The organism is Glaciimonas sp. CA11.2, from assembly GCF_034314045.1.
Taxonomy (GTDB): Bacteria; Pseudomonadota; Gammaproteobacteria; order Burkholderiales; family Burkholderiaceae_D; genus Glaciimonas.
In genome coordinates this window covers 2,503,920-2,517,940 of record NZ_JAVIWL010000001.1, presented here as the reverse complement: position 1 = coordinate 2,517,940, position 14,021 = coordinate 2,503,920, and the positions used below count along the sequence as shown (strand labels likewise).

Sequence of the window (14,021 nt, the reverse complement as noted above, 5' to 3'; positions counted from 1 at the left end):
TGTACGATGCCCCTGCAAGATACCAATTCATAACTATTTAGTAAGTGACAAGTCTTTCTTGTGAGACGAGAAACGCTACTGATTACAAGTCCGCAGCAAAATTTAAACTAATCATCAGGTTACGCTATTATATGCACCGCAATTAGCAAAAAAGACCGTCCAGAAACGCCAACACCGGCGCGGTGGCTTTTTTATTTACGAAGCAAAGATTGTGCATCAACGTGCTCTTTACCCTCAGTTCTTACAACATTGGGATTGTCCGAATTGTCCGAATAAAAAGCGGGCTGCTCATCGCAAAAAAATCCGAAGTGAGTATGCCTATGCTTCTTACATTAAGGTAGCAGGCCGACTATCCTATAAAAATATAAGTATGCTATGGATCAGTGAAGGCAAATGCAATAGAACCACCATATTGACCGATCACCTAATTAAGACAGAACTCTTACAGTGCAGTGGACGGAGTTAATCTGGACGATATTCCCAGCCATTTATTATTCCCGCTCACCTCTGCAGTGTCTCAAATCCTTGCTCAAGTCCTTTCGCCCTAAGCAATTCCAATAGCATTTGGGCACGACGCGGCAATCCTTTTGATCCATATACGGCATGCATTTGAGGACTTTTCCCTGACGAGGAAACTAATCGATAAGCAGGACAAAGATGGACTAACTCTCCATTTTCAATTGCTGTCTTTGTTACCCAACTCGCTAGGCGTCCTACCCCCATTCCAGTGCGAATCAACTCATACAACCCGGCTCCACTGTTTACACGATGAGTCGCTGGCATATGCATTCTCAGGGTTCGTGCATCAGACTTAAAATACCAGTCTTTTAAAACACGTGGAGCTGTGTGCAGCACGATGGTATGACCACTCAGATCCTCGGGTTCAATCGGTGTACCATGCTTTTTAATATACGCAGGACTAGCACAAAGAATCCGGTCATAACTCCATAAGGGATAACCGATGAGTTCGCTTGAGGTTGGATATACGCCGCGAATTGAAAAATTCAGATTTTCCTGAATGGGGTCGACGATGATATCAGTGTAGAGAACATCAATTCGCATGTCCGAAAAATCTTGCGTAAAAATTCCGATTTGCTCGGGGAGAAAAAAACGACTGAAAATTTCAGGTGCTGAAAATCGAATCGATCCAGTTACTCCCGATTGAAGGTTCGTAATTTCATCTTCTGCTTCAGCCTGAACCTCGAGCATCTTTTTCGCGAAATCGTAGTAAACTTCACCTGCGCCAGATAGGCTGAGCAGCTTATGTGAACGTTGAAGTAATTGAACGCCAAGTTGCGCCTCCAGTGACTGGACAGTTCTTGTAGCGGAGCTAGGAGAGATGCCCATCATGCGTGCCGCTGTAACGAAACTGTGCTTTTCGACGACGGCACAGAATACCTTGAGTTCCCATAGCGTTCTGCCTTGCATTTTTCCGACTCCTGATGAGGTTTAACGCAACATGGTGTTGCACTAAATGACGCGACAATAGAATAAGCAGATATCGTTAAATGTTTTCTTAATGTATAGCAAGGTTAGTTAATGATCAAAGGTATTTTGTGGGATAACGACGGCGTACTTGTCAACACCGAAGAGATTTTTTATGCAACCAATCGAGAAATTTTTTCAGAACAGGGAATTGATTTGTCTCCTGGTGAATTTATTGCATGGTTCCTCGAAGACAACCGGGGCGCATGGCATCTCTTACGTGAAAGAGGTTACTCTGACCGAAAAATATCGGAGTTAAGGAAGGCCAGAAATGCCGCTTACACTGCCGCGTTGCATCAGTCCACCGGTCTGGCTAGAAGCGGAATTGCGGATTTATTGGCTCGCCTATATCGAAAAATTCCCATGGGTATTGTGACCGCTTCTTTCAAAGAAGATTTTTATCTGATGCACGGCAAATTGCAATTTCTCAATTACTTTGATTTCGTATTAACTAGAAACAAAAAGTTACGACCAAAGCCTCACCCGGATTCTTATCTTCTCGGTTTAAAGAAGCTTGGTGTACTTGCCGCGAATTGTATTGCGGTAGAAGACTCACCGCGCGGACTTGCTGCTGCCACAGCCGCTGGCATCAAGTGCATAGTAATACGCAGCAATTTGCTCATGAATTATCAGTTCGTGAACGCCTATCGTGTGGTCGATTCTGTAGATGAATTGACAATCGAGCTTGGATATCTTCTTAATAAGTTACCTAAGTCTGATTTATTGCACCCGATTTCTGCAACAGGGTGTTGCAACAACAATTGAATATTCGGTCTTACACTTAGTTCTTCTGGTTTATATCGATAGAAGAGAGTGTCATGACAAAAACTATTCAGCTTCACGGCAGCGACGTTCAAAATGCTGCGCAACGTATCAAGAACATCGCGCATCGCACACCTGTCCTTACGTCGAGCACAGCAAACAAAATCGCTGGTGCCGAACTATTCTTCAAATGTGAAAACCTGCAACGTATTGGGGCATTCAAATTTCGCGGTGCCTACAACGCATTGGTTCAGTTCTCTGAAGAGCAACGTCGCAATGGCGTACTGACCTACTCATCCGGAAATCATGCCCAGGCAATTGCCCTCGCCGCCAGTCTTCTCAAGATCCGCGCAGTCATTATCATGCCGGAGGATGCTCCGGTCCTAAAGATTCAAGCCACAAAAGGCTATGGCGCGGAAGTCCTCACCTATAACCGGTATACGGAAAATCGTGAAGAAATCGGACGCAAGCTTGCACAAGAAAAGAATATGACACTCATTCCTCCCTACGATCATGCCGACGTCATTTGCGGACAAGGGACAGCGGCGCTGGAATTATTCGAGGAGGTTGGCGAGTTGGATACTCTACTAGTCTGTCTTGGCGGTGGCGGATTGCTTGCCGGATCTGCACTGGCTGCGTCAATCATGAGCAAAAAATGCAATGTCATTGGAGTCGAACCTGAAGCTGGGAACGATGGTCAGCAATCCTTCCGCACGGGAAAAATAGTTCACATCGATGTTCCCGACACAATTGCAGACGGCGCTAAGGTAACCCACATTGGAAATCACAATTTTGATGTAATAAAACGCCATGTGCACGAGATCGTTACCGTCTCTGATTCACAACTCATTGAAACGATGAAATTCTTTGCTGAAAGAATGAAGATCGTGGTTGAACCGACCGGATGTCTTGCGTCTGCGGCGGCCCTCCATCATGCCTATCCAATTGAAGGTAAGAAGGTTGGAATCATCATTAGTGGCGGCAACGTGGATCTGCAGTCCTTTGCAAAATTTATTGCCTAATTAATTGTTTGAATCTCATCCGAGCGCAGGTCCGACGAAAATTTCAAGTTGCCGAAAGCAATATATCCATGAAAATCATTCATACCCTCGAAGCACCCGAGCCACTTGGTCATTATGCACAAGCAGTAGAACAGAACGGCTTTGTATTCTTATCGGGAATGCTTCCAGCACTAAATCTGATCGAACCAAAAAAACATGATTTTGAGGCGCAGTCAGAGGCCGTCCTTAATCAATGTCAAAAAGTAATTGAGGCTGCGGGCGGGACTTATGCGGATGTAATTCAGGTGACCGTCTATATGGTCGGCGTAGAAAACTGGACTGCATTTAACAAAGTATATAGCCGGGTTCTCGGCGTCCACACGCCTGCTCGTGCCATTGTGCCTGTTCCTGCATTGCACCATGGTTATTCCATCGAATTACAAGTCATTGCATTTATTCCTGAAGAACGTCGTCGATGATTAACGGAGAAAAATAAATCGCATCTAGTAGCGATCCACCCCAGACAAGCATCGGGCTCTCAATTCTTTTACTAGCTGACACGGTCAAACGCAATTTGTTTGAAAAATATTTTTGGAGGAGACAGTTACATGAAAAAAAACCGCCTTACAGGCTGGATAATTCTTGAAATGAACCTGAATTTTTTAGTCGAGTGTGATAACCCCAAAGTTGTATGTTCAAGCTCCCGAGGCAATTATGGCTACTAAAAAGCCTCTATACTATACGTTATCCTTCCAACTTGCGATAGGTTTGCTCCTTGGTGCCGCAGTAGGATTAATCTATCCTAGTTTCGGTGCAGATCTCAATCCTCTTGCGGTGGGTTTCGTGAAACTCATCAAGATGGTCGCAGGTCTTCTCGTTTTTCTGACTATTGTCACTGGCTTCGCACAAATTAAGAAAGGTTCGGGCCTTGGTCGTTTAGGGCTATCATCGCTTCTCTACTTCGAAATTGTCAGCACGATTGCCTTGATATTGGGCATGGTACTCGCGAATATCTTCCAGCCGGGCGTCGGTCTCACTATTCCGGTAGATGGCATGGTGACTGCGGCCAAATTTGCAGAGAGTGGTAAAGCCCTGTCGTCGGTGGATTTCATACTTAATATTATTCCGAAGACCGTTGTCGATGCGCTCGCGGGCGGTGTCATGTTACAAATTCTTCTCGTTTCACTGTTGTTCGGCTACGCGCTTTACGCAATGGGAGAACGTGCCTCTCCCGTCACTCAGCTACTGCATATTTGCTCGGAAGCAGTTTTCAAGGTTATTGATGTCGTCTTAAAGCTTGCTCCGATTGGCGTATTTGGTGCCGTAGCCTACACACTTGGGAAGTTCGGGCTGGCTTCGCTTATGCCGCTCGCTAAATTGGTTGGTCTCGTCTATCTCGGCTGTGGATTGTTCTTTTTGATTGTATTTGGTACGGTCGCAAAATTGGCAAATTTTAGCTTGCTGAAGTTTTTGCGCTACATTAAGGAGGAGATGATTATTGCATTCACCACAGCTTCATCTGAGGCCGCCTTGCCTGGTCTTATGAAGAAATTGGAAAGTGCTGGTTGCAGCAAGGGTGTAATTGGATTCGTGGTTCCGGCGGGTTATTCGTTCAATCTCGACGGTTCTTCAATCTACATGACATTGGCAGCTATGTTCATTGCACAGGCTGCAGGCTTGCACCTCGGTATTGGTGAACAGGTTTCACTACTTTTCGTATTCCCGCTCACCTCTAAAGGTGTTGCGGGCGTAACGGGGGGATCGTTTGTCACGCTTGCTGCATCGCTCACGATGTTCCCAGATATTCCATTGGCTGGTTTAGCACTCATTCTCGGTGTCGACCGCTTAATGGACCCTATCCGCACGATGACAAACACCACAGGCAACGGCGTCGCAACCATGGCGATTGCATATTGGCATGGACAGCGCTCCGAATACAATCTGGAAGGAGAAACCGACGCCTTGACACTGCTCGAAATTGCGCACGAGAAGTATTAACGCCGACAAAAATTATGTATTCAGTTTAATATTTACTCCACTTTTTGGGCGTAAAGTTTCGTTCGCGAAAACATGATTCAGAGCGGAGCAAGCATGCATTTGATTGTTCAAGCGATTCACAAAATATTTTCGGAAAACGATAATTAATCATATAGAAATGTTAGATGAAAATTAATAAATACTATCAAATATTTCTTGACTAGCGCCCAAAAACGACATTAGTTTCTATGGCGCTAGCAGCAATCATGTGCGTGCAAACTGCGAGTGCTGTTGAGCCTACTCAAACGGCTCAAGAAATTGTTGCTTCAGAGGCGGCAGCTAGCTTGCCCCGCATCATTGTTCTAGCGACCGGCGGAACTATTGCTGGTCAAGCAGACCCACGATCAGCGATTGGATATAACTCTACGGGTGGCATCACCGGGCAACAGCAAATCAATCGGTTCCTGGAATCGAAAAGTTGGCCCGCATTAGCGCAGAGCAAATATCTTCAGTCGGATCGCAAGATATGAATGACAAAATCTGGTTTGAGCTTGCTCATCGCATCCAGCAAATTTTTGATCGCCGCGAGGACGATGCAGTAATCGTAACGCATGGGACCGACGCCATGGAAGAGACCGCTTTTTTCCTGGATAAAGTGTTGCACACAAAATTACCGGTGGTGCTTGTTGGGTCGATGCGTCCATCGACCGCTATCAGTGCAGATGGCCCCGGAAACCTCTATGAAGCAGTCGAGGTGGCCGCGAGTCCCAAGCCGCAGGGGCGAGGCGTTATGGTCGTGTTAAACGATAAAATTCAGGCTGCGCGCTGGGCGACGAAAACGAATACTACTGCATTGGAGACCTTCGCCTCTCCAAATGCGGGGCCGATCGGATACGTTGATCCCGGAAGCGTCCGCTACATTTATCCGCCCGCGGATCGACATCAATATATTCTCACCCTACCAAACAACGATCAGTTACCGCGCGTAGATATTGTGTACTCTCATAGCAATATGGATGCCGTGCAGATTGACGATGCTATCGCGAGCAAGGCAAAGGGAATCGTACTTGCCGGTGTGGGAGACGGTAACACATCAAAAGAGGCGATGAATGCTCTTAAACGGGCTGTCAAGAACGGTATAGTAGTCGTTCAATCCACTAGGGTACCGTCAGGATTTGTAAATCGCAACGTTGAAGTTGACGACGACAAGTTTGGCTTTGTAGCTTCCCTTGATCTCAATCCTCAGAAATCGCGATTGTTAGCGCAGTTGCTTATCTCCAACCAAATTGCCTCTCCGGCCAAAGTGCAGCGAGCATTCTCTGCTACTTGGTACGGAAGGTCGACGTCGCAATTATTAAAGTGTATGGACCTGAATATAAATTGATGAGTACGGCTTAAGCTTGAATTCGCCGATCCAGTCGGGCCGTGCCGCTCGCGGACTCGTTGGACGTTCGGCATCGAACTGCTAGGGAAGCGCTGATTAATTCTGAAATGCAAGTTTGATCTTTTTATAAATCAAGGAGTTAAAGATAAAATTGTCATAAAAAGTCTAATTAGTCAGTACTTCCCTAGCGTATGGTGAAAGCGTCAATGTTTTATGTCCGCTGCGGCACGATGCAACGCTGCAGTGAAAAAAATTAATGCTGACCAACGTGGTACATGAATACGTGACCGCGTTCTTTGAAGACTTCACTGATCAAAAAACGACCCGAAAAAAATTGCTTCATAGAAAAATACGTAAATGGTTTTTTGATGCACAATTTTTTTGGTGCACTAGCGCTTGTGCATATTAAAACAGGCTCCAGCTGCATCAAACTGCGTCACGCTGTTGCAGAGTTACTCCCCCCGCGCCCCGCTCAGGGCGGGGCTGTGGCGGCGTTGCACGGTGCACTAATACCAGTGCATCTAATGAAGCCCGCAGGCGTGGTGGGTAGTGCGCGGCGCTGGGCCTGGCGGACATCAATAAGATCAAAAAAACAATGCAACGCGGGACGTAAAAAAGACCGCGCAAGGCGGTCAATTGGGGTGTGGTGCACTCGCAGCGTGCGCGGCATCGGGCTATAGAGGCGGGTTATCGTCCGGCGCGTCTCAGCGCTGCCTGCTCCCGCTCGTAGTCATCGCGGCAGTCCACATCACAGAAGAGCAACGCGGATGCTATGGGTGCCTGACAGAAATGGCAGTGGTGATCGGCCTGCAACAATGGTATGCGGCGCACTTGCGCCAGCGCGGTCGTCATCTCGTGGGCAATGCGCCAGTCGGCGCGGTCCGCGATGTCGCTCATGATGCTGCCCTTTCATTGGTCTTGGATTCGCCGGTTACCAGTACATAGTCGTCAAACTTCACGACCTCTTGTCCGGCCCAATCATTGATGGCTAAAAACTGCGATTGCAGCGGGACCAGTTCATTGCGGGCGAACACCCGCGCTGCCGGTTCGACGGCTCCGAAGCCGCCGGTGTTATTGGGCATGATGCCGAGCAACTGGGGCGGCACGCGGTGTGCAGCCAGCACGTCGTCGCGGGTCACGCCTTTGATGTTGAAGAATTCATCCTTCGCCGCCACGTCCGAGACCGGCAGAATCTGAATGCCGTCTTTCTTCCCATTCGGTGCATACATGAACAGGTTGCGGAAATTGCCCGGCCCCTTGCTGTCACGCATGGCCTGGCGCAGGTTGTCCACGTCGGCGTTGTTTGCGGCCGCGTCGGTCATGTAAAAGATGAATCCGGCGTGGGAACCGTTCTTGTAATACTTGCGCCGAAATAAGGTCGCTGCTTCGTTGAGCCACGCCGACTGCAATGCACTCAGATATTGCGGCACGCCGTAGACTTCCTGATTCACGTCGGGGTCCATCAGGTGACACAGTGAGCCGGTGCGAAACGCATACTCTTCCTGCCAGCCGCGCACGAAATAATACTGGTCCAGATCGCGCCCGCGCCGCACGTACTTGGCTAACGCATGCGCCAGCGCCAACAGCTTGCCGCTGCGGCTGACCCGTTTCTCCAGGTACGCATTGCCAAAGGTTAAAAAATCCAGCGTCAGCCGTTTGAACGCATCGCGTGACAGTAGAGGTGTCGGCACAAACGTCGAGGTCAGGATGTTGGCTTTGAAGTAGATCGCGCTGCTGTGGTGGACGCTCGAGTTAAACGATTTTGTCAACCCGGCATAATTGACAGGTGGCTCATACCAGCGCCCGTTCGACCAGCATTCCAAACTATCGAGGATCTCGGCGTGATCGAGTACCGGCGTCGGATCGCCAAACGTGAAGGCTTCGAAGCCTGCCGCGGCGTTTGCTGCCTTGTCGCTCGTCGTCGGGATTGCGGTGGTAGCGAGGTCGGTGGTGGTAGCCGTGCCCATGTTGTCGGCACGGAATCGCGCCTGTTGCTTATTGCTCATGAGGTATAAATCTCCATAAAGGATTGGGTGTTGGAATGACCGCCTTCAAACGGCTCGTGGTCGAGTGCGTGCATACACGCCCACGCCAGATCGGCATGGCCGGTGGCATCGGTGCGACTTGCTTCGTAGGTAGCTTGCCGACCGCTGGCGGTGAGCGTTTTATGGATCGCCATAAAGGCCTGCGCGATATCGATCGATCCGGCGTCGAATTCGAGCCGGGCTTTACTGATGATGTTTTTAGCCTTTAACACCATGCGGGTCTTCACTTCGACCGAATAGGTAATCGCGGTAGCCGCCGGAAAGAACTGGCGCACTAACGGAAAGACGCCTATCCCCATGCCGGTGGTATCGATGCCGATGTATTCCACGTTATAACGGAGCGTCATTTGCCGGATCGCCTCGGCCTGTGCTTCGAAATCCATATCACGCCACTGATGGCGCTCCAGGATGCGGAACTTGCCACCAGCAACCAACGGGGGAGCCAGCACCACGCACCCAGCACTATCTCCAGTGAGCGAGGGATCGTAGCCGATCCAGACCGCCCGGTTCCCAAACGGTCGCGTGGCAAACACCTTAAAGTCGGACCACTCGACCCAGGTATCGACCATGCAGCGCTGCAACTCCATCAGCGGAAAAATCGACTGGGTGTCGTCGATAAAATTACACATCAGCAGGTTTTCGAACTGGTCCGGGCTGTATTCGAAATTACGCAATTCGTCGATATCGAATAGATTGCAGCCACCGCGCTCGGCGTCCAGAATGGTGACGATCTGGCGCCAGATTTTGTCCTCGCCAGTGAAGCCCGCCGCCAACCGTTTGTGCGACAGATCGATGGCGATCTGATTGGCCACAGCGCGGCGTTTATTGAACCCGTCGCCGCTCCAGAACGGATAGGCCTGATGGGTAATCGACGACGGTGTCGAAAAGTAGGTCTTGCGCCATTGCTTATGCAGCGCCATGCCGGAGGCGACTTTGTTTAACTCGGCAAAGTTATGCGTCCAGAAAAATTCATCAAAATAAAAGTTGCCGTGATAGCCCTGCGCAGTGCGCGCATTGGTACCAAGAAAATACAGGTGCGCACCGTTCGGTAATACAATCGGATCACCACTCAATTCAACCCCGGCGGCGTCCTTGGCAAATTGAATAATGTATTGCTTAAACACATGCGCCTGCGCTTTGGACGCCGATAAAAAAATCTGATTACGTCCGGTTTCAATCGCATCGGCCAGCGCCTCGCGGGCAAAATACCAGGTCGCGCCGATCTGCCGCGATTTGAGAATCACCCGCGTGCGCTGGTCACTGTTGCGGTGCCAGACCTTCTGATAATCAAATAGGGAATCCTGAAAGGCGTCCAGCAACTGGATGCGCTGTTCGTCGCTGAATTCATTGCGGATCGGCTTTTTCTTGGGTCCTGCGTTGCGGTTCGCCAGCTTCGGATTGAGATCCACTTCATTGCCGCCGGGTGCTTCATAGCGACGCACGCGGGCGGTCTGTACCACCTGACGCATCAGCAAATCGATCTCTTTAAAATCACCGCCGGATTTGCCGTCTTTAGCGATCAACTGGACCAAGCGGGCGTCCAATGCTGCCTCCACTTTTTCCAATACGGGCGCGCTGTCCCAGCCATCGCGCTGCTTCCAGCTTTCGACTGTGGAACGTTTTAATTTCAGATAATCGGCGACGGCAGAAATTTGCCAACCCTGCCAGTATAAAAATTTGGCGAGTCGGCGTGGATCGGTTTCAGCGGTAGGGAGAGCGGTGTTTTCTGACATGCCGCAAGCGTAGGGGTCACGCGCGTGTAACGCTCCTAGCAAAGCGCCACTAAGCGCCTTACTAACCCCCTGCGCATTGAATCAGGGCGCGCTGTCGTTGACCATGGCGACATCTGACCACTTTTACGCTGACCAGCGCACACCATGCCTACTAAATCCACATTTTTCCGTGTCGCCATCGAAGGTGCCACCACCGACGGGCGCGAGATCACGCGCCAGCAAATTGCGCAAATGGCGAAGACCTTTAATCCCGACAAGTACGGTGCACGGCTCTGGATGGAGCATATCCGCAGTGCGCTGCCCGATAGTCCGTTTCGTGCCTACGGTGACGTGACCGCCGTCAAAGCCGAAGAAATTCAACTCGATGGCGTGACCAAACTGGCGCTATTTGCGCAGATTGACCCGACCCCGTCGCTGGTGGCCATGAGCAAAGAACGGCAAAAGATTTACACCAGTATTGAGATCAATCCCACCTTTGCTGGCAGCAATGAGGCTTATCTGGTGGGTCTTGGCATCACCGATAGTCCGGCCAGTCTCGGGACCAGCGTCCTGACGTTCGCTTCCACCAGCGCCATTAACCTGTTCGCAGAACGCAAACAACATGCCGATAACGTATTTTCTGAAGCGGTCGAAGTCACGCTCGAATTTGAAGAGAGCACCAATCCGGTACCCAGTAAATTTACGACGACCATCAACAATATCCTGAAACGTTTTACCCAAAAAGAAAACGGCGACGACGCCCGTTTTAACGATGTCAGTGAAGCCTTAGAAGCCGTCGCGCTGCATGCCAGCGACACGGCGCAATCGTTCACCACCCAATTCACCGCCGCACAAAAGCAGATTGCCACACTGCAAGAGGCACTGGCGAGTGTAACGACTGAATTAGCTACCTTCAAACAGCAGATGGATACGCAAGACGGCAATCCGTCGAACCGGCCCGCCGCGACCGGTGGCAGCGGCATGGACCAGACCGAGTTTTAAGCGCGCATCGCTAGTGAACGCAAGGTTCCCTTTAAACAAACATTATTGCCGGAGTGTATAAAATGAAAAAAATTACCCGCGTTGCCTTTGACCATTACACCGCCCGCCTGCAAGTATTGAACGACACGGCCAGCGCTGCATCGACCTTTGCCGTCGCGCCGACCATCCAGCAAAAGCTGGAAACCAAGATGCAGGAGTCGAGCGAATTTTTAAAGAAAATCAACATCATTGGTGTCACCGAACAGGAAGGCGAAAAGCTGGGCCTCGGCATCTCCGGCCCGATAGCCAGCCGCACCAACACCGCCAATAAAGATCGCCAGACCCGCGACTTAACCACGCTCGACGGTCACAAATACCGCTGCGAAAAGACCAATTTCGATACGCACATCAAATACCAGACCTTAGATGCGTGGGCCAAATTTCCGGACTTCCAGAGCCGCATTGCGAACACCATTTTGAAACGTCAGGCGCTCGACCGCATGGTGATCGGTTTTAATGGCATCAGCATCGCCACCGATACGGATATCGTCGCCCATCCGATGTTGGAGGACGTGAACAAAGGCTGGCCGCAGCACTTCCGTGAACAAGCGCCCGAGCGCGTGATGCAAGAGGGTCATACCCCCGGCAAAATGTACATCGGCAGCAATGCCGACATCATCGGCGATTACGTCAATCTGGACGCCGCCGTATATGACGCAATCCACCTGCTCGATCCGTGGTACCAGAAAGACAATGGCTTAGTCGCCATCGTCGGTCGGGCACTGCTGCACGACAAATATTTTCCACTGATCAACATTAATCAGGCTCCGACCGAAACACTCGCCGCCGACATCATCGTCAGCCAAAAGCGTCTCGGTGGGTTGCAAGCAGTCAGCGTGCCGTATTTCCCTGACAACGCGATCCTGATCACCCGCTTCGATAATCTGTCGATCTACTGGCAGGAGTCGGCCCGCCGCCGTCGCGTGGTCGATGAAGCCAAACGTGACCGCATCGAAAATTACGAATCGTCGAATGACGCGTATGTCGTCGAAGATTTTGGCCTCGGTGCCATGATCGAAAACATTGTGCTGGTTGACGCCACGACACCGAAAGAATAACCATGGCCCACCTTTCTCCCGCATTGCGTCACAAGGCACGGGCGCTGGCGGCCAAGGCAGCGGGCAACACCCCATCCGGGCAATTAACCGAAGGCAGCGCCTACGAGCTGATGCTCTACAAGCTGGCCGAAGACCGTCGACGCTTAAAGCAGATTCAGTCGGTCAAGCAAAAGATTGCACTGAAAGCCGAGACCCTGCCCGAGTATCAGGACTGGATTGACGGGGTGTTGAGTGCCGGGAAAGGCGCACAGGATGACGTGCTGACCACCTTGTTAGTGTGGTGCATCGATGTCGGCGATTATGCGCAAGCACTACGCATAGCCGCCTATGCGATCACCCATGCGCTGACCTTACCAGACCAGTACAACCGCGATATTCCGACCATGCTGATGGACGAGTTTGCTGAAGCGGCCCTATCCGGCCAGATGACACCCGCTGTCGGCCGCACCATCTTGCCCGAAGTCATGACGCTGACCGAAAGCCGCGATGCGCCGGATCAGGCACGGGCCAAATTGCATAAAGCACTGGCCTATGCGCTGCTGGACAAAAGTGCCATCGCCGCCGACAACGTCGCCGAGGTGGCTCCCGCGGCGATCCGTCTCGCCTTGCCGCATCTGACCCGCGCCCTCGCGCTCGACAGCCGGGTCGGCGTTAAAAAAGATATTGAACGCCTGACCTGTCGTCTCAAAAAGACCACCGCCACATCGGCAAAGGGTAAGGCGTAATCCCAAGCACCCAACGGCGCACGGCGGCGCGGGTCGATGAGATGCACATTAATGTGACAGCTCTGACTCCCGCCCACCGCCGTCTATTTTGAAAGTGATCATGAGCTTTATCGCCAGGTCCCCCATGCCCTTGACCACCAACGAGACCACGGATCCGACTATCGTCGAAAACGACGGCTGGTTCCCGGCTATCGATTTGCATCACATGCGTGACGCGATGCGGCTCGACGGCACGGTCACCACGCCACGGTTAGTCCAGGCCGTGGCCGAAGCGATTCTGCACGTGAATGGTGAACTGGACGCATGGCAGGACGAACAGCTAGAGAACGGCTTCAGCACCTTGGAAGTTGTCCCCGCTAAAAAGATCAACCGTGAAAGTAAGTTATTGATTCATTACCGGCGTGCTGTCTACAGCATCGCCAAAGCCGACCTGCTCGAAAAATACCGCGATTACGACACCACCGCGTCATCCATGGCCGACAAGAAATCCATGGGGTATTTGGACGACGGTCCCGGTGAACAACGGCGTAACGCGCATTGGGCGATTGCCGATATCTTGCAACGGCATCATTTAACGGTCGAGTTGATTTAACAAGGATAACCATGCTGGTCCGCACCCAACAATACGACACGCTTGATTTGCTGTGCTGGCGGCATCTGGGCGCGACCGCCAGCGTGGTCGAAGCCGTGCTGGAACTGAATCCCGGTCTGGCCGACGACGGGCCGTTTATCGCCCACGGTCGGCTCGTTACCTTGCCAGAACCGGCTACCACCGCCACACCTTCCCGCCAGACCATCAGTCTGTGGGACTAATCCGTGATTCATAAGGGA

At 51.1% G+C, this 14,021-nt stretch carries 13 protein-coding genes and 1 pseudogene; 10 read left to right on the top strand and 4 right to left on the bottom strand.

The features are described from left to right. Window positions 1–501 precede the first annotated feature (501 nt). Window positions 502–1,428 (bottom strand): LysR family transcriptional regulator, encoded by a 927-nt coding sequence (locus tag RGU75_RS10875; RefSeq protein ID WP_322235786.1) that lies wholly within the window; start codon window positions 1,426–1,428, stop codon window positions 502–504. Between the two features lie 111 nt (window positions 1,429–1,539). Between RGU75_RS10875 and RGU75_RS10870 the strand changes: the two genes are divergently transcribed. From RGU75_RS10870 to RGU75_RS10850, 5 genes and pseudogenes are all read left to right on the top strand, one after another. After that, the gene (locus RGU75_RS10870) at window positions 1,540–2,250 is read left to right on the top strand and encodes an HAD family phosphatase (RefSeq protein WP_322235784.1); all 711 of its coding nucleotides are present in this window, start codon (window positions 1,540–1,542) and stop codon (window positions 2,248–2,250) included. A gap of 53 nt (window positions 2,251–2,303) precedes the next feature. Then, window positions 2,304–3,269 carry a threo-3-hydroxy-L-aspartate ammonia-lyase gene (locus tag RGU75_RS10865; protein WP_322235782.1) on the top strand — a complete coding sequence of 322 codons (966 nt, stop codon included), beginning with the start codon at window positions 2,304–2,306 and terminating at the stop codon, window positions 3,267–3,269. Window positions 3,270–3,337: 68 nt separating this feature from the next. After that, on the top strand, window positions 3,338–3,727 hold the full coding sequence (locus RGU75_RS10860) for a RidA family protein (protein WP_322235780.1): 390 nt from the start codon (window positions 3,338–3,340) through the stop codon (window positions 3,725–3,727). Window positions 3,728–3,962: 235 nt separating this feature from the next. Next, entirely contained in the window at window positions 3,963–5,246 is a 1,284-nt protein-coding gene (locus tag RGU75_RS10855; protein ID WP_322235778.1) for a cation:dicarboxylate symporter family transporter, read from the top strand. 227 nt (window positions 5,247–5,473) lie between these two features. Then, window positions 5,474–6,609: pseudogene (locus RGU75_RS10850) on the top strand (asparaginase). A 687-nt stretch (window positions 6,610–7,296) separates the two neighbouring features. Here RGU75_RS10850 and RGU75_RS10845 read toward each other — a convergent pair. Genes RGU75_RS10845 through RGU75_RS10835 form a run of 3 tightly spaced genes read right to left on the bottom strand, consistent with a single transcriptional unit; the run spans window position 7,297 to window position 10,387 of the window. Continuing rightward, window positions 7,297–7,506 (bottom strand): DUF2116 family Zn-ribbon domain-containing protein, encoded by a 210-nt coding sequence (locus tag RGU75_RS10845; protein WP_322235776.1) that lies wholly within the window; start codon window positions 7,504–7,506, stop codon window positions 7,297–7,299. Continuing rightward, window positions 7,503–8,615 (bottom strand): phage portal protein, encoded by a 1,113-nt coding sequence (locus RGU75_RS10840; protein ID WP_322235774.1) that lies wholly within the window; start codon window positions 8,613–8,615, stop codon window positions 7,503–7,505. Before RGU75_RS10840 ends, RGU75_RS10845 begins: the two co-directional genes overlap by 4 nt. Beyond that, complete coding sequence (locus RGU75_RS10835) at window positions 8,612–10,387, bottom strand: terminase ATPase subunit family protein (RefSeq protein ID WP_322235772.1); 1,776 nt, start codon at window positions 10,385–10,387, stop codon at window positions 8,612–8,614. The genes RGU75_RS10840 and RGU75_RS10835 overlap by 4 nt, the downstream gene beginning before the upstream one ends. 144 nt (window positions 10,388–10,531) lie before the next feature. Between RGU75_RS10835 and RGU75_RS10830 the strand changes: the two genes are divergently transcribed. From RGU75_RS10830 to RGU75_RS10810, 5 genes are all read left to right on the top strand, one after another. Next, entirely contained in the window at window positions 10,532–11,368 is an 837-nt protein-coding gene (locus tag RGU75_RS10830; protein ID WP_322235770.1) for a GPO family capsid scaffolding protein, read from the top strand. Between the two features lie 62 nt (window positions 11,369–11,430). Continuing rightward, on the top strand, window positions 11,431–12,465 hold the full coding sequence (locus RGU75_RS10825) for a phage major capsid protein, P2 family (protein ID WP_322235768.1): 1,035 nt from the start codon (window positions 11,431–11,433) through the stop codon (window positions 12,463–12,465). Window positions 12,466–12,467: 2 nt separating this feature from the next. Continuing rightward, window positions 12,468–13,190, top strand: coding sequence for a phage terminase small subunit (gene gpM, locus RGU75_RS10820; protein WP_322235766.1), 723 nt, complete (start codon window positions 12,468–12,470; stop codon window positions 13,188–13,190). Between the two features lie 124 nt (window positions 13,191–13,314). Continuing rightward, window positions 13,315–13,782, top strand: coding sequence for a head completion/stabilization protein (locus tag RGU75_RS10815; RefSeq protein ID WP_322235765.1), 468 nt, complete (start codon window positions 13,315–13,317; stop codon window positions 13,780–13,782). 11 nt (window positions 13,783–13,793) lie between these two features. Then, on the top strand, window positions 13,794–14,003 hold the full coding sequence (locus RGU75_RS10810) for a tail protein X (protein ID WP_322235763.1): 210 nt from the start codon (window positions 13,794–13,796) through the stop codon (window positions 14,001–14,003). The last annotated feature ends 18 nt before the right edge of the window (window positions 14,004–14,021 follow it).